16 protein-coding genes and 1 pseudogene are annotated in these 20,041 nt (G+C 70.1%); 13 read left to right on the plus strand and 4 right to left on the minus strand.

All coding sequences use genetic code 11. The annotated features are described in order from the left end of the window. The first annotated feature begins 17 nt into the window (after positions 1 to 17). From GSE44_RS18015 to GSE44_RS18025, 3 genes are all read left to right on the plus strand, one after another. Positions 18 to 1,352 carry an LLM class flavin-dependent oxidoreductase gene (locus tag GSE44_RS18015; RefSeq protein WP_159350215.1) on the plus strand — a complete coding sequence of 445 codons (1,335 nt, stop codon included), beginning with the start codon at positions 18 to 20 and terminating at the stop codon, positions 1,350 to 1,352. Between the two features lie 115 nt (positions 1,353 to 1,467). After that, a complete protein-coding gene (locus GSE44_RS18020; RefSeq protein ID WP_159350245.1) occupies positions 1,468 to 2,469 on the plus strand; it encodes an LLM class flavin-dependent oxidoreductase in 1,002 nt (333 codons plus the stop codon). A 75-nt stretch (positions 2,470 to 2,544) separates the two neighbouring features. Beyond that, positions 2,545 to 2,880, plus strand: a complete 336-nt coding sequence (locus tag GSE44_RS18025) for an FKBP-type peptidyl-prolyl cis-trans isomerase (protein ID WP_159350216.1) — start codon at positions 2,545 to 2,547, stop codon at positions 2,878 to 2,880. On the opposite strand, the pseudogene GSE44_RS18030 reads toward GSE44_RS18025, so the two are convergent. After that, positions 2,799 to 3,686 (minus strand): annotated as a pseudogene (locus GSE44_RS18030) (YoaK family protein). The gene GSE44_RS18025 and the pseudogene GSE44_RS18030 sit on opposite strands and share 82 nt — an antisense overlap. A 161-nt stretch (positions 3,687 to 3,847) precedes the next feature. Between GSE44_RS18030 and GSE44_RS18035 the strand changes: the two are divergent. From GSE44_RS18035 to GSE44_RS18065, 7 genes are all read left to right on the plus strand, one after another. Further along, positions 3,848 to 6,055: a TonB-dependent siderophore receptor gene (locus GSE44_RS18035; RefSeq protein ID WP_159350217.1), complete on the plus strand. Its 2,208-nt coding sequence runs from the start codon at positions 3,848 to 3,850 to the stop codon at positions 6,053 to 6,055. A gap of 5 nt (positions 6,056 to 6,060) precedes the next feature. Beyond that, positions 6,061 to 6,897: an alpha/beta hydrolase gene (locus tag GSE44_RS18040; RefSeq protein WP_159350218.1), complete on the plus strand. Its 837-nt coding sequence runs from the start codon at positions 6,061 to 6,063 to the stop codon at positions 6,895 to 6,897. After that, positions 6,894 to 8,015 carry an ABC transporter substrate-binding protein gene (locus GSE44_RS18045; protein ID WP_159350219.1) on the plus strand — a complete coding sequence of 374 codons (1,122 nt, stop codon included), beginning with the start codon at positions 6,894 to 6,896 and terminating at the stop codon, positions 8,013 to 8,015. The genes GSE44_RS18040 and GSE44_RS18045 overlap by 4 nt, the downstream gene beginning before the upstream one ends. 14 nt (positions 8,016 to 8,029) lie before the next feature. Then, positions 8,030 to 9,091 carry a siderophore-interacting protein gene (locus GSE44_RS18050; protein ID WP_159350220.1) on the plus strand — a complete coding sequence of 354 codons (1,062 nt, stop codon included), beginning with the start codon at positions 8,030 to 8,032 and terminating at the stop codon, positions 9,089 to 9,091. Between the two features lie 111 nt (positions 9,092 to 9,202). Continuing rightward, complete coding sequence (locus GSE44_RS18055) at positions 9,203 to 10,318, plus strand: ABC transporter substrate-binding protein (protein WP_159350221.1); 1,116 nt, start codon at positions 9,203 to 9,205, stop codon at positions 10,316 to 10,318. After that, complete coding sequence (locus tag GSE44_RS18060; RefSeq protein ID WP_159350222.1) at positions 10,315 to 11,373, plus strand: FecCD family ABC transporter permease; 1,059 nt, start codon at positions 10,315 to 10,317, stop codon at positions 11,371 to 11,373. The genes GSE44_RS18055 and GSE44_RS18060 overlap by 4 nt, the downstream gene beginning before the upstream one ends. After that, positions 11,370 to 12,173, plus strand: coding sequence for an ABC transporter ATP-binding protein (locus GSE44_RS18065; RefSeq protein WP_159350223.1), 804 nt, complete (start codon positions 11,370 to 11,372; stop codon positions 12,171 to 12,173). The genes GSE44_RS18060 and GSE44_RS18065 overlap by 4 nt, the downstream gene beginning before the upstream one ends. A gap of 49 nt (positions 12,174 to 12,222) precedes the next feature. Here the strand turns inward: GSE44_RS18065 and GSE44_RS18070 are convergent, their stop codons facing one another. The 3 genes from GSE44_RS18070 to GSE44_RS18080 all read right to left on the minus strand — a co-directional run bounded on the left by GSE44_RS18070 (position 12,223) and on the right by GSE44_RS18080 (position 15,977). Then, positions 12,223 to 12,600 carry a RidA family protein gene (locus GSE44_RS18070; protein WP_159350224.1) on the minus strand — a complete coding sequence of 126 codons (378 nt, stop codon included), beginning with the start codon at positions 12,598 to 12,600 and terminating at the stop codon, positions 12,223 to 12,225. Positions 12,601 to 12,663: 63 nt separating this feature from the next. Continuing rightward, entirely contained in the window at positions 12,664 to 13,227 is a 564-nt protein-coding gene (locus GSE44_RS18075) for a biliverdin-producing heme oxygenase (protein ID WP_159350225.1), read from the minus strand. Next, entirely contained in the window at positions 13,224 to 15,977 is a 2,754-nt protein-coding gene (locus tag GSE44_RS18080; RefSeq protein WP_159350226.1) for an ATP-binding protein, read from the minus strand. The genes GSE44_RS18075 and GSE44_RS18080 overlap by 4 nt, the downstream gene beginning before the upstream one ends. A 469-nt stretch (positions 15,978 to 16,446) precedes the next feature. On the opposite strand from GSE44_RS18080, the gene mdoH reads away from it, so the two are divergent. From mdoH to GSE44_RS18095, 3 genes are read left to right on the plus strand one after another with little or no spacing between them, the layout of a single operon-like run. Next, positions 16,447 to 18,234 (plus strand): glucans biosynthesis glucosyltransferase MdoH, encoded by a 1,788-nt coding sequence (gene mdoH, locus GSE44_RS18085; RefSeq protein WP_235924918.1) that lies wholly within the window; start codon positions 16,447 to 16,449, stop codon positions 18,232 to 18,234. Further along, complete coding sequence (locus tag GSE44_RS18090) at positions 18,227 to 19,021, plus strand: amidohydrolase family protein (protein WP_159350228.1); 795 nt, start codon at positions 18,227 to 18,229, stop codon at positions 19,019 to 19,021. Before mdoH ends, GSE44_RS18090 begins: the two co-directional genes overlap by 8 nt. Beyond that, the gene (locus tag GSE44_RS18095) at positions 19,018 to 20,007 is read left to right on the plus strand and encodes a LysR family transcriptional regulator (protein ID WP_159350229.1); all 990 of its coding nucleotides are present in this window, start codon (positions 19,018 to 19,020) and stop codon (positions 20,005 to 20,007) included. The genes GSE44_RS18090 and GSE44_RS18095 overlap by 4 nt, the downstream gene beginning before the upstream one ends. Positions 20,008 to 20,041 lie beyond the last annotated feature (34 nt).

Raw genomic sequence — 20,041 nt, forward strand, 5'->3', positions numbered from 1 at the left:
CGTGAATTGAGCCCCCGATGCCCACTCCCCGCCGCCTGCGCCTCGGCGCCTTCATGCGCCCGGTCAGCATCCACACTGCCGCCTGGCGCTATCCTGGTGCTTTCCCCGACGCCAACTTCAACCTGGACCACCTGGTCCGGTTCGCCCGCACGCTGGAGGCCGCCCGCTTGGACGCCTTCTTCATGGCCGACCACCAGGCCGTGCTGAACATGCCAATCCAGGCGCTAAAGCGTAGCGCCACCACCACATCCTTCGACCCGATGACGCTGCTGCCCGCCCTGTCGATGGTCACGGAACGCCTTGGCCTCATCGCCACGGCCTCGACCACCTATAACGAGCCCTGGCACATCGCGCGGAAATTCGCCTCCCTGGACCACATCAGCCATGGCCGCGCCGGCTGGAACGTCGTCACCTCTGGCAACCCGGCCGAGGCGCAGAACTTCGGGCGGGAGGAGCATTGGGAGCACGCCGCCCGTTACCGCCGCGCCCATGAGTTCATCGATGTGGTGAAGGGCCTCTGGGATAGCTGGGCCGATGATGCCTTCATCCGCGATGTCGAGAACGGCGTCTATTTCGACCCAGAAAAGATGCATGTCCTCGGCCATAAGGGAGAGCATTTCTCCGTCCGCGGTCCCCTCAATGTGGCCCGGCCCATCCAGGGCCATCCAGTCATCGTCCAGGCCGGCGCGTCCGATGACGGTCGCCAGCTTGCGGCCGAAACGGCGGAGGTGATCTTCGCCGCCGGCGGCCCCATTGATGTTGCCCGCGCCTTCTATGCCGACGTGAAATCCCGCACCGAGAAGGCCGGCCGCGATCCGGCCCACCTTCTCGTCCTACCCGGCTGCTTCGTCGTTGTGGGTGAGAGCGAGCAGGAGGCCCATGACAAGCGCGCCCTGCTCGACAGCGGCGTGCATTACGATAGTGCCATCGCCTCCCTCTCCGTCGCCCTCGGCACGGATGCCTCGCTCTTCGATCCGGACGGTTCCCTGCCCGAGGACATCCCCGAAACCAATGCAAGCAAGAGCGGCCGGGAGCGAGCCATCACCCTCGCGCGGCGGGAGAACCTCACCGTGCGCCAGCTTGCCCAGCGCCTCGGCGGCTATTCGGGTGCGGCCATGATCGGCACGCCGAAGCAGATCGCGGACCAGATGCAGGAATGGCTGGAAACCGGCGCCTGCGACGGGTTCAACATGATGTTCCCCTTCCTCCCCGCTGGGCTGGACGACTTCGCTGCCAAGGTCATCCCGGAACTGCAGCGGCGCGGGCTGCACCGCACGGAATATGAGGGGCGGACGCTGCGCGAGAATCTGGGCCTGCCGCGGCCGGCGAACCGGTTTTTCGAACCGGCCTGAGCAAGGCCGGGGGAGGTACTCCCCCGGCCTCCTTCCGGTCTTTGTCTGAAAGCGTGCCGGGCCGGGTGGGGCAGCAAGCCTTTCGGTCCGGGAAGGAGGCAACCATATGCCCGCCATGATCCCCCTCTCCGTCCTCGACCTCTCCCCCGTGCCGGAAGGCAGCAACGCCGGGGACGCCCTCCGCAACTCCGCGGATCTGGCGCGCCATGCCGACGCCCTCGGCTACAACCGCTATTGGATGGCCGAGCACCACAACATGCCTGGCATCGCCAGCGCGGCTACCTCCGTCGCCCTGGCCAGCATCGCCCCGGGTACCAGCCGCATCCGCATTGGCGCCGGCGGTGTCATGCTCCCCAACCACGCCCCTCTCGCCATTGCGGAGCAGTTCGGCACGCTGGCCGCCCTCTATCCCGGCCGGATCGATCTCGGCCTCGGCCGCGCACCCGGCTCGGACCAGATCACCGCCCATGCCCTGCGTCGTACGCTTCAGGGCGATGTCGACTCCTTCCCGCAGGACGTGATGGAGCTGATGGCCTATTTCCGCCCGGCCCAGCCCAACCAGCGCATCCAGGCCGTGCCCGGCGCGGGGCTGGACGTGCCGGTCTGGATCCTCGGCTCCTCAACCTATGGCGCCCAGCTCGCGGCGGCGCTGGGCCTGCCCTATGCTTTCGCCTCCCATTTTGCCCCCCAGGCCATGCAGCAGGCCATTGCCACCTACCGCGAGCAGTTCCGCCCCTCCGGCCATATCGAGAAGCCCTATGTGATGATCGGCGTGAACATCCACGCCGCCGAGACGGACGCCGCCGCCCGTCTTCTCTTCTCATCGCACCAGCAGTCCTTCGTGAACCTGCGCAGTGGCCGCCCCGGCAAGCTGCCCGCCCCGAATGAGGGATTCTATGAATCCCTGGATCCCTATGCGAAGGCGATGATCGATGCCTCACTCTCCGTCTCCATCGTCGGCGGCCCTGACACGGTCCGGAAAGGCCTGCGCGAGCTGATCGAGCGCACCGGCGTGGACGAGCTGATGGTCACCGGCCAGATCCACGACCACGCCGCCCGCAAGCGCTCCTTCGCCATTCTGGCGGAAGTGGCCGCGGATGCGGCCGTGGCGGCATAGCGGCCCTGAGCCCATCATTTGGCCTCACCGCGCCGGCCGGATAGAACCCCCGCCCACCACCAGGGAACGACAGACATGATCGAAGAACGCAAGCTCGGCACGGGCGACGAGGCCGTCTCCGGCAAGGAGGTCACGGTGCATTACACTGGTTGGCTCTTCGACCCCGGCAAGCCCGAGAACAAGGGCCGCAAGTTCGACAGCTCCCGCGACCGCGGCGAGCCCTTCGCCTTCCCGCTCGGCGCCGGCCATGTCATCCGCGGCTGGGACGAGGGCGTGAAGGGCATGAAGGTCGGCGGCCAGCGTACCCTGACCATCCCACCCGAGATGGGCTACGGCGCCCGCGGCGCTGGCGGCGTCATCCCGCCCAACGCGACGCTCGTCTTCGACGTGGAACTGCTCGGCGTCGGCTGAGACGCACTCCGGTCCGGCTCCGGGGCACTTTCCCCGGAGCCGGCGCCGCGGCGTTCGGCGCGGATCATCGCCCGCGCAAGGACCAGCAGCACCAAGGCCAGCGGCACGGTAGAGACGAAGCCCAGCCGCGAGAAGGCCAGCGCCCCGGCCACCCCGCCCAGGGTGAAGGCCGAGAGGATGGCGGCCAGCAGCCGCAGCTTTCCCCGGTCCGCCCGCACGAAATGCCCGTCCGACCCCAGGCTGCGGCGGTTCCAGTAGAACAGCTTTCCCAGCTCGATCCCGATGTCGGTGACCACGCCGGTCATATGCGTGGTACGGATCCGCGCGCCCGATATCTTGGTGATGGTGGCGTTCTGCAGCCCCATGAGGAAGCAGAGCAGCGGGATGGCGACCGCCAACACCGCCTCGTTGTCCAGCAGTCCTCCGACCAGCCCGAACAGAAGCAGCAGCAGGGCTTCGAGCATCAGCGGCAGGGCATAGGGGTGGTGGCGTGGGTTCCGCCGGCCCTAATTGATCAGCACGGCCGAGGCGGCCGCACCGCACAGGAACGCGACAAGAGCAATCAGCCCGCTCGCCACCACGGCGATGGCGCCCAGCACCAGCTCGTCCGCCATGGCGGAAATGATGCCGGACATATGCGATGTGTATTGCCCGACCAGCAGGAATCCCCCCGCATTGATCGCGCCCGCGATGAAAGCGAGGGCCACGCCCAAGCCGGCTTCGGTGACCGCCAGCCGCCCGATGTTCCGCATACCCAGACCGCCTTTCAGACGGAGAGCATAGCGCCGCCTCCGTGGCAGCCCCATGGCGTACTGGGCCGGCACCGCCCCGCCCCGCCCCGCCCCGCCCCGCCCCGCCCAGGGCGACGATGCCCGGGAGCCATAGCTGATGCACGGATGCCACTTCGGTTATTGCGACTAACTCGCATTATTGGTAAAAGCTCCCCGAATCCACCGAGAAGACTTGCATGATCCCGCTGCCCAGAGCCCGCTCCCCACGCCTTGCCCTGCTGGCAAGCGTCGCGCTGGTGGCAATCGGCCTGGTGCCGGCCGCGCAAGCCCAGGACGCGGCGATCGAGGTGCCCGAGGTGGATGTGCAGGCCACCGCCTGGCGCTCCTGGCAGCCCGTAAAGGGCTATGTCGCCCCGGTAACCACCACTGGCTCCAAGACCGACACGCCGCTGATCGAGGCGCCGCAATCCGTCGGCGTCGTCACCCGCGACCAGATCGACGATCAGGCGGCGCAGAGCGTCTCCCAGGCGCTGCGCTACACCGCCGGCGTGCTGCCCGAGGTCCGTCCCTCCGCCCGCTATGACAGCGTCTTCGTCCGGGGCTTCGGAGGCCAGGGCACCGGCGCCGCCTTCGTGAACTTCCTCGACGGGTTGCGGCAGGGCCGCGGCCTCTATTTCGGTGTGCCGAACACCGACCCCTGGCTTCTGGAGCGCATCGAAGTCCTGCGCGGCCCGGCCTCCGTACTCTACGGCCAGACCGGCGTCGGCGGCCTCGTGAATCTTGTCAGCCGCCGCCCGACTGCGACGCCGGTGAATGAAGTCCGGATCGAGGCCGGTTCGCACGCGTTGCTGCAAACCGCCTTCGACTTCAGCGGGCCGCTGACGAGCGACGGACAGTTCCTCTATCGCCTCACCGGCATCGCCCGGAAGGGGGACACCCAGTACGATTACACGCAGGAGGAGCGGATCGCGATCGCGCCCGCCTTCACCTGGCGGGCGGATGACAACACCACGCTGACCATACTCACCTCTTACCAGAAGGATCCGGAAGGCGGCTTCTACAATTTCGTGCCTGCCAGCGGCACGGTGCTGCCCAATCCGAACGGCCGCATTGGCCGCAATTTCTTCGGCGGCGACCCGAGCTACGACAAGTTTGACCGCACCCAGGCGTCGATCGGCTACCAGCTGGAGCACCGGGTCGACGACACCTGGACGCTGCGCCAGAACTTCCGCTACTCGCATATCGATGCGGAGGTGAATGTGCTGTCGGTGCGCTCGATCACCAACAATCGCATCGGCGTCCGTGGCGCCACCTTCGTCTCCGACCACGCCAATGCCTATGCGCTGGACAACCAGGCGCAAGCCAGCTTCACCACCGGCCCGCTGCGCCACACGGCGCTGTTCGGCATCGACTGGCAGCGTACCTCTGCCCGCGCGCGGCAGGGCCTCGCCTCCGGCGCGGGCGTGCCGTCCATCGATCTCTTCAACCCCACCTACTTCCAGGGCGTCCAGCCGATCTGGACGGATCCGTCCGGCCTGACGAACCAGGAGCTGGACCAGCTCGGCTTCTATGCGCAGGACCAGATCGCGCTCGATCGCTGGCGCTTCAACATCGGCCTCCGCTACGACCGCGCCAGCATCGGCACCACTACCCACCAGGCCAGCGGCGCCAACGCCTCGCAGATCTCCCAGTTCGACGACGAGGTGACCTGGCGCGTCGGCGGGCTCTATCTTTTCGACAACGGCCTCGCGCCTTATGCCAGCTACTCGACCTCCTTTCTGCCGAATACCGGAACCTTTGCCCCGCAGCGCGGCGGCGGAAACTTCCAGCCCACCACGGGCGAGCAGTACGAGATCGGCGTGAAGTTCCAACCGCCCGGCATGAACAGCTTCGTGCAGGTCGCAGCCTATCACATCACGCAGCAGAACGTGCTGACGCGGGATCCGGTCTACACCACCTCGAGCATCCCGCAGGGCGAGATCCGCTCCCGCGGAATCGAGGTGGAGGGGCGCGCCAGCCTGAACGACAACCTCGACCTGATCGGCACCTACTCCTACATCGATGCCGAGATCACGCGGTCCAACAACCCGGGTGTCGCCGGCAACCGCGTGCCGCAGGTGCCGCACCACATTGCCAGCGGCTGGGCGAATTACACCTTTCACGAGGGCCCGCTCCGCGGCCTGCAGCTTGGCGGCGGCGTGCGCTATGTCGGCTCGACCTATGGCGACGAGGCGAACTCCTTCAAGGTCAACGACGTGACCCTGTTCGATGCTGCCATCCGCTACGATGTCGGTGCGCGCTTCGAGAGCGTCCGCGGGCTGGAACTGGCGGTGAACGCGCAGAACATCGCCGACAAAGACTATGTCGCGAGCTGCTCCACGCTGACCGCCTGCTACTACGGCACAGGCCGGCTCGTGCTCGGATCGGTCCGCGTGCGGTGGTAGCAGGCATGGCGCCGTACCGCGGAGCGCCCGTCACGCTGCCGCGCAGCGCCTGCTGGGAAATGCGCGCCGGCGGAGACCCGGCGCGCCACCACCGCATCCTCCTCGCTTGGCCGGAGGGGCCGCCGCCCCCCGGCGGCTTCCCCGCGCTTTTCCTCACCGATGGCAACGCCACCTTCGCCACCGCCGTCGAAGCCTCCCGCGCCCGCGCCTGGCGCGGCGAGGCGGAGGACATCGTCCCGGCGCTGATCGTCGGCCTCGGCCATCCCGGCACAGGCCCCTTCGACATCCCCGGTCGCAGCCGCGACTACACCCCGCCCGCCCCCGGGGCGCCGGATGGCACGGGGAAGGCGGACGCCTTCTTGTCCTTCATCGAAACCGAGCTGGTCCCGGCGCTGGAGCGCCGCTTCCCGGTGGACCGCGCGCGCCTCGCCCTGTTCGGCCATTCCTTCGGCGGGCTGCTGGCCCTGCACGCCCTCTTTTCCCGCCCCACCCTGTTCTGCCGACTGGTTGCCGCCAGCCCCTCCCTCTGGTGGGCAGAAGGGGCAGTGATGGAAGCCGCACGCCGCTTCGCCGCCTCCCCACCAAAGGGCGCCGAGGCTGCCGCCCTGCTGATCACGGCGGGGGGGCTGGAGGGACGGGAGGATAGGGGCCCCCATGCCGCCCTGCGCGCGGCCCGCCGCATGGCCGGCAATGCGCGCGACCTTGCCGCCCTCCTCATGGGGCGCGGGCCCCAGGTGGAGTTCGTGGAATTTCCCGGGGAAACCCACGGCTCGGTCATTCCCGCCGCCATTGCCCGGGCGCTGCCCTTCGCCCTGCCGACTTCCCCCGGAGCCACCGCATGAACCGCCGCCTCCTCCTCGGCGCCCTGCCTCTCCTGGCCGCCCCGCGGCTGGTCCGCGCCCAGTCTCCGATCCGCGTCACCGATGTGCTCGGCCGAACGGTCACCCTCTCGCGCCCCGCGCGGCGCATCGCGCTCACCCAGGCGCGACATGTGATGGCGATCGGGCTGCTGCATCCCGATCCCGTCTCCCTCGTCACCGGCTGGAGTGACGACCTGCGGCGGATGAACCCACCGGACTATGCCACCGTCCGCAACCGCTTCCCGCGCGCCGATTCCATCCCGATCATCGCGCGCGGCCAAAGCGACGGCCTCTCGCTGGAAGCCACCCTTGCCGGCAGTCCGGAACTGGTGGTGATCAGCCGCGGCTCCCTCCGGATCCTGGGCGATACCCTGCCGGACCAGCTCACCGCCCTCGGCATCCCCACCGTGGTGATCGACTTCTTCGTGGACCCGATGCGCGACACCCGCCGCAGCATGGCGATCCTCGGCCAGCTGCTGGGCCTCCAGGAGCGCGCCGCCGCCTTCGACGCCTTCTATGCCGAGCGGCTGGAACGCATCGCCGCCTGCCTCGCGGGCATCGGGGAGGACCGGCCGAAGGCCGTGGTGCACGCCCATGCCGGGGGCACGCCCTGTTGCTTCTCCCCCGGCCAAGGCGCCTTCAACGCGATGATCCGCTTCGCCGGCGGCCATAACATCGGTGCGGACCTGCTACCGGGCGCCACCGGGCAGCTCTCGCTCGAATACATCCTCGCCCAGGACCCGAAGGTCTATGTGGCAACCGGCGGCCCCTATGGCGGGCGCGGCGGCGTTCCACTCGGCCCGGGAGTGGATGCGGCCACGGCCGAGCGGGAACTGGCCGCGGTGCTCCGGCGCAACCGGCTCGACATCCTGCCGGCGGTGCAGGCCGGCCGGGCCCATGCCATCTGGCACGGCTTCAACGACACCCCCGCCCATGTCGTGATGCTGGAAGCCATGGCCCGCTGGTTCCATCCGGAGCACTGCGCCGGCCTCGATCCCGCCGCCACCATGGCCGCACTGAATGACCGCTTCCTGGCCATCCCCATAAAGGGCGCGCATTGGGCCGACCTGCCGGCCCCTGCATCGCCCGGCCCCCGCTGAGTAGGAGCAGCCCCATGATCCTCATCGCCGAGGCCCGTGCCCGCGCCCGCGCGCCAGAGACGCTCATCACCCAGTTCCGCGACCACATGGCGGAGCATGGGCTGCAGGTGAGTGGCCCGGCGTCCGATAGCCGGATCCACTATCCCGGCGTCACCGCCCTCCTGCGGCTGCGGGGCGGCGAGATCGACCTACGGATCGAGGCCTCCTCCCCCGACATGCTGGCGGATGCCAAGAACAGCGTCTCGGGCCATCTGGACGCCTTCGCTCCCGGCGAGGCGCTGGGCATCGTCTGGACCGGCGACGGCGCCATCACCAATCCCGATGCCCGTCCGCATAATTTCCGCGCCGCGCGCGTGGTCGGCACCCGGGACGTCACCCCGCGCATGCGCCGGGTGACCGTGAGGGGCGAGGGGCTGGAGCGCTTCGATGCCGAGCACCAGCACATCAAGATCCTCATCCCCGAAGGCTCGGGCGAGCCCGTCTGGCCGCGGGTGAGCCCGAGCGGGGTGGCGCTTTTCGACGACTGCTCCCTCACCCGCCGCACCTACACGGTCCGCCGCCTCGACCTGGCGGCGGGCGAGCTGGACATCGACTTTGTCCTGCACGGCGATGCGAGCCCCGGCTCCCGCTTTGCCCTGCAGGCGCAGCCAGGCGACTGGCTCGGCCTGATGGGTCCCGGCGGCGGCGGCATCAAGGCGCAGGGCTGGACCCTGGTGGCGGGGGACGAAACCGCCCTGCCCGCCATCGGCCGCTTCCTGGAGAGCATGGCACCCGATGCGTGCGGCCTCGCCCTCATCGAGGTGGCGGATGCGGCGGAGGAGCAGGATCTCGCCCATCCGCCCGGCTTCGCCATCCGCTGGCTGCACCGGGACGGCGCCGCCTATGGCGCAAAGCTGCTGGCGGCGGTGCGTGCCGCCGAATGGGAAAGCGACGCGGTCTCGGCCTGGGCTGCCTGCGAACACGCCACGGCCCAGGCCATCCGCGAGCACTGGACGCAGGAGGACCGCCTGCCGCGCGGCCGGTTCCGCGCGGTTGGTTATTGGCGCCACGGCGCCGGCGAGGCGGAGGAGCACTGAGCCTCCCACGCCACGCGGGGCAGCCTGCCACGACTTGAAACGGCCAAGCCGTTTGTGGCTCCAGCTGCGAATGATTATCCTGTGCGTCAATCTCGTCCGCCCGGAGCTTCCATGATCCGTCGCAGCCTGCTGCGCCTTGCCGCGTTGGTTCCCACCCTGCTCGCCGCCGCGCCCGCGATGGCGCAGCCGGTCACCCTGCGCGACATCGCAGGGCGAGAGGTCACCCTGGCTGCCCCGGCCAAGCGCGTCCTGCTCGGCGAAGGCCGCCTCATCTCCGTCCTCGCCCTGCTGGAGCGGGACGATCCCACGAAGCTGGTTGCCGGCTGGATGGGCGAGTTCCGCCGCCTGGACCCCCAGGGCTATGCCCAGCTCGCGGCCCGCTACCCGAATGCCGAGCGCATCCCGGTGGTCGGCGCCTCCTCCGCCGACAGCTTCTCGATTGAAAGCGCCCTCACCGCGCGGCCGGACCTGGTGGTGCTGGGGCTGGATGGCCATGGGCCCGGCCGCGGCAGCGAGGCGGTGGCGCAATTCGCCCGTGCCGGTGTGCCAGTGGTCTTCGTCGATTTCCGCCAGGATCCGCTGGCTAACACGCTGCCCAGCATCGAGCTGATCGGCAAGGCCATCGGGCGCGAGCAGCAGGCCGCCGAATACCTGGCCTTCGCCCAGGAGCGGATCGACCGCATCCGCAACCGCCTCGCCGAAGCGAAGCCGACCCGTCCCACCGTGCTGATGGAGATGCGCGCCGGCGGCACCCGGGAATGCTGCGGTTCCCCCGGGAAGGGCAATCTGGGCGGGCTGATCGAGCTGGCGGGCGGCGCCAATATCGGCGCCGAGGTGGTGCCGGGCGCCCTCGGTCCGCTGAACCTCGAATACGTCATCGCCTGCGACCCGGCGGTCTACATCGCCACCGGCGGCGCGAGCGGCGAGGGCACGCAGCCTCGCGTCGGCCCCGGCGTGACGCCCGAGGAGGCGCGCGCCGCCCTCCAGCGCACCGTCTCCCGCGCCGGCATCGCCTCGCTCGCCGGGGTGAAGGCCGGCCGGGCACATGCGATCTGGCACAGCTTCTACGACAGCCCCTTCAACCTGCTGGTGCTGGAGGCGCTCGCCAGCTGGATCCATCCGGAGCTGTTCCGGGACGTCGATCCCGCCGCCACCATGGCCGAGATGAACCGGCGCTTCCTGCCGAACCTGCCGCTCCAGGGCACCTACTGGGTCTCACTTCGTTGAGTGCCACGACCCTCGCGGCCGGCGATGCCGCCTTGGGCTATCGCCGGCTGATCCTGCGCCGCGCGGCGCTGCTGCTGGCGCTGAGCCTGGGTCTGCTCGTGGCCTTCCTGCTGGATGTCGCCACCGGCCCCGCGCGCCTGCCGCTCGGCACGGTGCTGGACGCGCTGCTGGCCGGCCGCGGCGCCGGTGGGGCGATGTCGGTGATCGTGTGGGACGTGCGCCTGCCCTATGCCGTGATGGCCATGCTGGTCGGCGCAGCCCTCGCCCTCTCGGGCGCCGAGATGCAGACGGTGCTGGACAACCCTCTGGCCAGCCCCTTCACCCTCGGTGTCTCCTCCGCCGCCTCCCTGGGCGCGGCCCTCGCCATCGTCCTCGGCACGGGCATTCCCTTCGTGCCGCAGGACTGGCTGGTGCCGGCCAATGCCTTCGTCTTCGCGCTTGCCGCCATGCTGCTGCTGCAGTTCATGGCGCAGCTGCGCGGGGCGGGGCTGCAGGCGCTGGTGCTCTTCGGCATCGCCCTCGTTTTTGCCTTCAATGCGCTGGTCGCGCTGATCCAGTTCCTGGCTACCGAGCAGGCGCTGCAGCAACTCGTCTTCTGGTCCATGGGCAGCCTGGCCCGTGCCACCTGGGACAAGATCGGCATCCTCGCCCTCGCCCTGCTCGTTGCCATCCCCTTCTCCGCCCGCGCCGCCTGGCGGCTGACGGCGCTGCGCCTCGGCGAGGATCGCGCGCGATCCTTCGGCGTGGATACGAATGCCACGCGGCGCGGCGCGCTGCTGCGGGTCAGCCTGCTGGCTGGCGTCTCCGTCGCCTTCGTCGGCACCATCGGCTTCGTGGGCCTTGTCGGCCCGCATGCCGCACGGCTGATGGTGGGGGAGGACCACCGCTTCTTCCTGCCAGCCTCGGCGCTCTGCGGCGCGTTGCTGCTCTCACTCTCCTCGGTAGTGGGCAAGCTCGCCGTGCCGGGGCTGCTGGTGCCGATCGGCATCGTCACCGCGCTGGTGGGCGTGCCGGTCTTCCTCGCGCTCGTCATGGGCCGGGGGCGCATGGCATGAGCGCCGTCCCGCTTTCCGTGACCAATCTGCGCGTCGCCTATGGGCGGCGCGTCATCGTCGACGGGTTGGACCTCGCCCCGCTGCAGCCTGGCACGCTCACCGCGCTGGTCGGGCCGAATGCAGCGGGCAAGTCCACCTTGCTGCGCGGCATTGCAGGGCTGGTGCCCGGCACGCACGGCACGGTGCGGCTCGGCGAGCGTGACCTTCTCGCCATGTCCATCCCGGAACGCGCGCGGCACCTCGCCTACATGCCCCAGGGCCTTCCGGGTGGCGTGGCGCTGACAGTCATGGAAACGCTGGTGGGCGCGTTGCGCGCCGTGCCGACGGCCCTCGCGCCCGATGGCGCCTCGGCCGCGGCGCATGCCATCACGGTGCTGCAGCGCCTGGGCATCGAGCATCTGGCGCTGCGCACGCTTGACCGCCTGTCCGGTGGCCAGCGCCAGCTCGTCGGACTGGCGCAGGCGATGGCGCGCGAGCCGGACATCCTCATGCTGGACGAGCCGACCAGCGCGCTAGACCTGCGGCATCAGGTCTCCGTCATGGCGCTGGTACGCGAAACAGTGGTGCAGCGGGGCCTTGTGGGCGTCGTGGTGCTGCATGATCTCGGCCTGGCCGCCCGCTTCGCAGACCGCCTGGTCGCCCTTAGCGAAGGCGCCATCCAGGCCGACGGCACGCCGCTGGAAACCCTGACCCCCGCACTTCTTGCCAAGGTCTATGAGGTGGAGGCCCGCATCGAGCATTGCTCCATGGGCCATCTCCTGGTCCTGGCCGACGCCCCCATCCGCAGCGCCGCCGAATAGCCAGGAAAAGATGAGAGGTCCGGGGAGAATTCCTTCTCCCCGGCCTTCTTCAGCCGATCTGCACCGTGGCGATCATCTCCAACCGCATCCCCGGCGAGAGCAGTTCTTTCACCACCACGGTCGCGCGGCATGGGAAGGGCTCCTGGAAGAACTCGCGATACACGCGGTTCATGCCTGCGGAATCCGAAGCCTCGACCAGATAGGCCTGCACCAGCATCACATCGGCCAGCGTGCCGCCCGCCGCCGTCACCGCCATCTTCAGGTTCTCCAGCGTCCGGCGCGTCTGCAACTCGATATCGCCCTGCAGGATCGCGCCAGTGACGGGATCCTTCGGCACCTGCGCGGTGATGAGCAGGCCGCCCTTCCGCACCGTGCCGCTGACCGGCCCCTTGGAGGGGATGATTCCCGTATCGACGACCTCGAACATGCGCGCTTCCTTGACGTGTTGAAGCCCGCGCAAGACCACGGATAGGACGATCCGCCAAGCCCGTCAGCCGAGCATCCAGTCGCCGAGCCTTGCGAAAGTGGCGCGGGCGCCGCGGATGATGGCGGGCGCATTTCCGTTATCCGCCTCGGCCTCAAGCCTTTCGAGGAAGCGGGTCCACATGGCCCCCGTCTCCGCCCCGTATCCGGCGAAATAGGCGCAGCCACCCGTGTCCGGCGACAGGCCGAGGGCGCCGAGCCGCTTCAGGATCACCCGCCCGCCCAGCGTCGACCCCTCCATGACATAGAGCGAGCCGAAGGCCTCGCTGCGGCTGTGGATCGGCGGGGGTTCGCAGGCCGGCAGAGTCTCCGGCGCGATGCCCAGGGCCAGCAGGTCGGCGCGCAGCAGGTGCAGACGGCGGCGCGGTGCCAGCAAGGCCTCGTCCGTCAGCACCGCCGCCATGCGCGGCTCCCAACCGGACCAGAAGGCGAAAAAGCGCGCCATCACCTCGCGGTAGCGCTCCAGGGTCAGGTCCGGATCGGTCAGCCGTAGTCCGTTCTCCAGCCGGTCATGCTCGGGGCGCGTCTCCGCCCGCAGGCGGTCCCGGATGGAGGAGGACACAAGGCTCACAGCATCGACCGGATCTTGGAAGCCAGCGCATCCATGGCGAAAGGCTTCGTCATCACCTGCATGCCCGTGTCCAGCAGCCCGTTCCTCACCACGGCATTCTCGGCATAGCCGGTGATGAACAGCACCTTCAGATCGGGCCGCCTCACGCGCCCCGCATCGGCCAGCTGCCGCCCGTTCATGCCGCCAGGCAGGCCCACATCCGTCACCAGCAGGTCGATGCGGCGGTCGCCTTCCAACGCCTTCATCGCCTGCGGGCCATCCGCAGCCTCGATCACGCCATAGCCGAGGTCGCGCAGCACCTCGCCCACCAGCATCCGCACCGCAGGCTCGTCATCCACCACCAGGACCGTGCCGCCTTCCGGTGCGGGGGCAAGGAAAAGCGTCTCCGCCCTATCCCGTTCCGCCTCCGCCGCTTCGCTGGAGCGCGGCAGGTAGATCCGCACCGTCGTGCCCTGGCCGGGCTCGCTATAGATGCGGACATAGCCGTTGGACTGCTTGGCGAAGCCATAGACCATCGACAGGCCGAGCCCCGTGCCCTGCCCGAGCGGCTTGGTGGTGAAGAAGGGATCGAAGGCGCGTGCCACCACCTCCGGCGGCATCCCGGCCCCGGTGTCCGAGACCGAGATGGCGACATACTGGCCAGGTGAAAGATCGTGGTGCCGGCGCGCATAGGCGTCATCGAGCCGCGCATTCGCCGCCTCGATCGTCAGGCGGCCGCCATCGGGCATGGCGTCGCGCGCGTTGATCGAAAGGTTGAGCAGCGCGTTCTCCAGCTGGTTGGCATCGCAGAGCGTCATCCACAGCCCGCCCGACATCACGGTTTCCACATGGATGGATGGCCCCACCGTGCGGCGGATCAGCTCCTCCATGGAGGCGACGAGGCGGTTCACATCGGTCGGCTTCGGATCCAGCGTCTGCCGGCGCGAGAAGGCCAGCAGCCGGTGCGTCAAAGCCGCCGCGCGGTTCGCCGCGGTCATCGCCACGCCAAGATAGCGGTCCAGCTCCCCGGTCCGTCCCTGCGCCACACGGTTGCGCATCAGCTCCAGGCTGCCGACGATCCCGGTCAGCAGGTTGTTGAAGTCGTGCGCGATGCCGCCCGTCAGCTGGCCGACCGCCTCCATTTTCTGTGCCTGCCGCAGCCGCTCGTTCAGTTCCGTGATGCGGCTGAGGCTGCGGATGATCACCTCGGTGATGGCGTGGCGCAGCGTCGCCGCGATCTCCAGCTCCCAGCCGGCCCAGGGGCGGGCATAGCCGTGCCGCTCCTCCACCCAGCGCTCGAAGGACTGGCGTGGCATGATGGCGCCCTGCCCCTCCTCCACGGCCTTGTTCGGATTGCCACCCCAGCTGACGAGATGCGGCTCCTCCGGCCGGAACCAGAGGATCATGTCGCTGCGCTCGGCGTTCAGGAACACCCCCAGCGCGCCGCTGGCGATGACGGCATGCGCCCAGTCGGGGAAGTCCGCGCCCAGATGATCCGAGTGGAATATTTCCTCGCCGCCTCTCGCGCGCAACCAGGTGGACAGGCGCAGCACATCGGCGGCCGGCGGGGCGGTGCCGAGCCGCTCCACCTCCTCGCCCCGCACCACCGCCGCTCCCGTGCAGCCGAACAGGGAGGCGATGGTGACGGAGCCCGCGGTCAGGGCGGCGCTGACATCATCGGCCTCCGCCATATGGGCCATCAGCTCGGACAGGCGCTGCGTATCCGCGCGGCGGGCCTCCTCCGTCCCCCGTTGCTCGGCACCGCCGATACGCAGGGCGAAGGCATCCGTCAGCGCCGCCGCCGCCGCGCGCTGCCCCGGCGAGGGCCGGTGCGGCCGGCGGTGATGGCAGACCATCAGCCCCCAGAGCTGCCCCTCATGCAGGATGGAGAGCGACATGGAGCCGTCCACGCCCATGTTGCGGTGGTACTGGAGATGGATCGGCGAAAGACTGCGCAGCCGCGAGAAGGAGAGGTCGATCGGCTTCGCCGGCAGATCCTGCGTCTCCCAGGCAGGATCCTTGTGCAGCGGAATCGGCACCGCATCCCGTGAGGGCACCCAGCGGATGAGGCTGCGGCGATACAGCTCCCGCGCCTGTGCCGGGATGTCGGAGGCCGGGAAGTGCAGCCCGTCCAGCGACTGGTCCCAGTCATCCACCATGTCCTCGGCCAGGGTCTGGCCGTGCCAGTCCTGGTCGAAGCGGTAGATCAGCACACGTTCATAGCCGGTGAGCTGGCGGATGCCCTGCACCGCCACGCGTGCCAGGTCCTCCAGCCGGCCGCCCGAGGCGCGCAGCCGGGCGATCATCCGCTGCAGGGCACGCGCGGCGGTCAGGGCCTCCTGCTCGTCGCGCGGGGCCACCGGCTCCAGCTCGACCAGAACCATGCCGTCCTGGGTGTGGGACATCGTTTCGAACACGCCGCCGGGAAGATCCAGCGCGGTTTCCCAGGGCGTCTCGCCCGGCAGTTCCCCCGCCGCGGCCAACTCCTTCAGAGAAGCGGCGAAGCCTTCCCCCAGCACCTCCTCCACCGGCACGCCGAGGAGGGTGTTCGACTGGGTGCCGCCCGAGAGTAGCCCGGCATTCTCGCTGGCCGCCACGATGGCAAGATTGCGCGCGGGATCGGCCACCAGCAGAACGCCATGTGGCTGGATGGCGCCGGGGATGTGGATCGGTTCCTGGGCGCAGAGGGAATCCGCGCAGTCGGGCTCAAAGGGGGCCATCTTCTGCGCGGCGAGGCCGCGCAGGCGGTTCGGGCGGGTTTGGATAGTCATGCGGCCGCGGTGCCACCGTCGCGGCATGCACGGCCCGCCACCGCTCGGCGCGGCGCCGGCGGATCATGCCTTGGAAGGCGGGATGGGCAGGAAGGGCCGGGGACCGGCTGCGCGCTCCCCGCCAGGGTGGAGCCGGTGACAGGCATCGGGGGCAGAACGGCGCAGCCCCCCCAGTGGTTGTCCCGCCAATTGCCGGGCATCACAGCCCCGTCCCACATCGCGCAGTCGCGGCGCGGCCCCCGGGCCATATCCGGAGGGGGAATGGGGCGGATCGCATCCTAGCTTGGCCGATCCCAGCACCCATTCCGCAAACCATCTCTTTCCACACTGGCATTCTACGGCCGGTACCTGATCTTCCAATCCCGCACGGCCTGTCGGGGATTGCACAAGCGCGTGCCCGGCCGGTGCATGCGGCGGGCCTTCGCGCGGCCGCCACGCTTCCGCCATGCGAGCGGGAGAGTCTCCGGCCGTGACGCCACCCCCTGCCCCGCGCGCCCCCTGGCCGCATGAGCGGCCCGCCGCGAGGCGCGCCGCCTTCCTCCTGCTCTGCCTGCTGGCCGCGTTGCCGCTGGCTGCGCTGCTCCGGCACGTCCTGGCGCCCGGCGGCTGGACGGGGTGGGAAGTGGCGGTCGCCCTCCTCTATCTCGGCACCCTGCCCTGGACGGCGATCTGCGCGGCGAATTCCCTGATCGGCCTCGCCCTGCTGCTGACGAAGCCGGATGCGCCGGCCTTCCTCGTGCCGCAGGTGGCCTCCCCGCCCGCCGGGCCGCCCCTCCGCACCGCCATCGCCGTCTGCATCCGAAACGAGGAGATGGAATCCGTCCTGCCGCCCCTGGCCCGGCTGCTGGACGGGCTGGAGGCCGCCGGGGAGGGCGGGCGCTTCACCCTGTGGTTTCTCTCGGACACGCGCGACCTCGCCCATGCGGCGGCCGAGGATGCCGCCATCGACGGCTTCGCCGCATCCCGCCGTGCTCTGGGGGGCGGCATCGCCATCCGCAGCCGCCGACGCGCCGACAATGCCGGCTTCAAGGCCGGGAACGTCATGGACTTCCTCGACCACCATGCGGCGGGCCATGACCTTGTCCTTATGCTGGACGCCGATTCCGAGATGTCGGCCGGGGCCGTGCTGCGCCTGGTGCGCGGGATGGAGGCCGATCCGCGCCTCGCCCTCATCCAGCAGCTCATCGTCGGCCGGCCGGCCGCGAGCGCCTTCCCCCGGCTCTTCCAGTTCGGCATGCGCGCCGGAATGCGCGCCTGGGCCACGGGGCAGGGTTGGTGGCAGCTCGATGACGGCCCTTATTGGGGCCACAACGCCATCTTCCGCATCGAACCCTTCCGCGCCCATGCCCGGCTGGCGCCGCTGCCGGACGGCTCCGCCATCCTGTCGCATGACCAGCTGGAGGCGGTGCGGCTGCATGCCGCCGGATGGCGCGTGCGCTGCCTGCCCGCCGAGGATGGCAGCCTGGAAGGCAATCCCCCCGCCCTTCCCGAATTCCTGGCACGCGACGTGCGCTGGGGCGCCGGCAACATGCAGTACCGCCACCTCATCCTGGCGCCGGGGCTGCGCATGATGGGGCGCTGGCAGATGGCCCAGGCCATGCTGCTGTTCCTCTGCGCGCCGCTCTGGGTGGGGATGCTGCTGGCGGCGGTGGGCAATGCCGTGGCGGGCGGCGGCGCCACGACGCCGCTGGGCGCGCTGGCGGCACTGCTCGCCCTCACCTGGCTCGGCAATGCGGCGCCGAAGCTCTGCGGCTTCGCGGAACTGCTGCTGCGCCCCGGCCGCGCCGCGCCCTATGGCGGCCGCGCCGCCGTGCTGCGCGGCGCCACGGCGGAAATCCTCTTTTCCCTGCTGGCCGAGCCGGTGAGCCTCGCCAACAAGACCCTGGCCCTGGCGCGGCTGGCCCTGGGCGCCCGGAATGGCTGGGCGCCGCAGAACCGGGTGGACCGGGGCGTGGCATGGGCGGACGCGGCACGGCTGCTCTGGCCGCATACACTGCTGGGACTGGGCTGCGTGGCGGCGCTGGGCATGGTCTCGGCGCCCGCCATGCTGCTGTCCCTGCCCTTCACGGCCGGGCTGGTGCTGGCGATTCCCCTTTGCGTCTGGACGGCCTCTCCCGGACTTTCGGCCTGGCTGGCCCGCCGCCGCATCGCCGCGACGCCGGAGGAGCTGGCCGCGCTTGGCGCCGTCGCCTCCCCGCGGCCCGCCCCCATGGCGCCGGCCGCCTCAGGAGCCCAGGATGCGCCCCGCCATGTCTGACAGCCTTCCGCCCCGCATCATCGACACGCACCACCACGTCTATGATGCCACCATCCCGCCCATTCCCGGCACCCGCCCACCGCCGGATGCGCCGCTGGCGGCCTATGCGGCACTGCGGGCGCGGCTTGGCATCACCCATCATGTGCTGGTGCAGCCCTCCACCTATGGCTTCGACAACGCCCTCCACCTCGCGGCGCGGGCCGCGGCGCCTGACACTTCGCGTGTGGTCGCTGTGCTTCCGCCGGATACAGGCGCGGCCGAGGCCCGGCGCCTGACGGCGGCCGGGGTTCGCGGGCTGCGCGCCAATCTGGTCCATGGCGTGCCGCTGGTTCCGGGGGACGTGCCGGCGCTGGGCCGCCTCTGCGCCGACCAGGGCTGGCACCTGCAGGTCTTCGCCCCGGCCGATCTCCTGGCGGAGATGGCCCCTGCCCTCCGCGCCCTGCCCTGCCCGCTGGTGCTGGACCATTTCGCCATGCTGCCGCCCGAGGGCTTCGCCACCCATGCCGCCTGGCCGATGGTGGCCGACCTGCTGGCCGCCGGACGTGCCTGGGTGAAGCTCTCCTCCCCCTATGCCCTCGCGCCCGGCGATCCCGGACCGCTGATCCGCGCCCTGGCGGCCGCGGGCCCGGGGCAGCTGCTCTGGGGTACCAACTGGCCGCATCCCAACACGGACCTGCCGCAGGACGAGGCCGCGCTGCGCGAGGCCGCCCTGGCGCCCCTCACCCCCGCAATGCGCGCGGCGGTGCTATGGGACAACCCGGCCCGGCTTTACGGATTTGGCGCTTGAAGGACCTCTCCGGCTTCGATCTGAACCTGCTGCGCGTCTTCGATGCCGTGGCGCGGGAACGCCATGTCACCCGCGCGGCGGCGCGGCTGAACCTCTCCCAGCCCGCCGTCTCCAATGCCCTGAACCGGCTGCGCGCGGCATTGGGCGACGAGCTGTTCCTGCGCGCCCCGCAGGGGGTGGAACCGACCAGCCTTGCCCTCGCGCTCATGCATCCGGTGGAGGAGATGCTCGACCGGCTGCAGGAAACCCTGGCCGCCACCGCGCCTTTCGACCCGGCGACGAGCGACCGCGTCTTCACCCTCGGCTTCTCGGAATATGCGGAGGCGGTGCTGGCGCCGCCCCTCTTCGCGCGGCTGGCGAAGGAGGCGCCGCACATTCTGGTAGCGATCTGCCATGCTGACCGCACCAATACCAATGCGCTGCTGGAGGGCAACGAGGCGCAGCTCGCCATCGCGGTGCTGCCGGAACCCACGGCCCTCTACACGCGGCTGCGCCTGCTGCCCGAAGCCTTCATGATCCTCACCCGCCCCGGCCACCCGCTGCTGGAGGGCGAGATGACGGTCGAGCGCTATGTCGCCTGGCCCCATCTGCTGCATTCGCCCAACGGGTCGCGCGACGGCGCGGTGGACCGGGTGCTGCAGGAGCTCGGCCAGTCCCGGCGGCTGGGCGCGGTGGTGGCGCATCTGTCCGCCGTGCCGGCCATCCTGTTGCACACGGACATGGTGATGACGCTCTCCTCCCGCCTTGCGCGGCAACTGGCCGCGGCGCATGGGCTGGTCCTGCATCCCGTGCCGGCCGAGATCGCGGAGCGCACGAAGCACACGCGGCTGTCGATGATCTTCCACCGCCGCTTCGAGGCCGACCAGGGCCATGCCTGGCTGCGGCGTCTCCTGCTGGTGCTGGCGCGGGAGGTGGTGGCAGATTGCCCCGCGGATGGCCGGGTGGAGAGCCAGACGGCCGCCGGACAGGGACCCGTCCCGGGATGATGATCCCCGCTGATCCTGGCGCGTAAATCCGCAT

Source organism: Muricoccus harenae, assembly GCF_009848505.1.
GTDB classification, from domain to species: domain Bacteria; phylum Pseudomonadota; class Alphaproteobacteria; order Acetobacterales; family Acetobacteraceae; genus Roseomonas; species Roseomonas harenae.